This window comes from Teichococcus coralli (genome assembly GCF_009829925.1).
Lineage (GTDB): Bacteria > Pseudomonadota > Alphaproteobacteria > Acetobacterales > Acetobacteraceae > Pseudoroseomonas > Pseudoroseomonas coralli.
In genome coordinates this window covers 1-482 of record NZ_SNVJ01000070.1, presented here as the reverse complement: position 1 = coordinate 482, position 482 = coordinate 1, and the positions used below count along the sequence as shown (strand labels likewise).

1 protein-coding gene is annotated in these 482 nt (G+C 69.1%); it reads right to left on the bottom strand.

The window, feature by feature from the left end; translation table 11 throughout:
* Positions 1-7: 7 nt before the first annotated feature.
* The coding region (locus E0493_RS22970; protein WP_160939583.1) for an IS5 family transposase at positions 8-482 on the bottom strand (475 nt) is incomplete at its 5' end.

Here is a 482-nt window from a genome sequence, read left to right as displayed (position 1 = left end):
AGAACGTCTAACAGAACCTCCGGATCTGATTGAGGCAGACGAGAGCGCAGGCGAGTGTGGCAAAGGCCAGATGGATGTCGGCCCGTCGCTCATAGCGGATGGTGAGACGCCGGAAGCGGTTCAGCCAGGCGAAGGTTCGCTCTACCACCCACCGGTGCTTGCCGAGCCTTTGGCTGCTCTCGATGCCGCGCCGGGCAATGCGTGGGGTGATGCCCCGGGCGCGGCACTCCCTGCGGCAGCGACGATGATCGTAAGCCTTGTCGGCGTGCAGCTTGCGCGGTCTGCGGCGGGGTCGGCCCGGGCCGCCAATGCGGATGCGCGGCACGGCATCCAGGGTGGCAGCCAACATGCGGCTGTCGTGGCGGTTGGCGCCGCTGAGCGTCAGGCCCAACGGCGTGCCTTGGCCGTCCGTGACGAGGTGGCGCTTGGTACCCGGCTTGCCGCGGTCCGTCGGGTTCGGGCCGACCGCCGCGCCCCCCTTT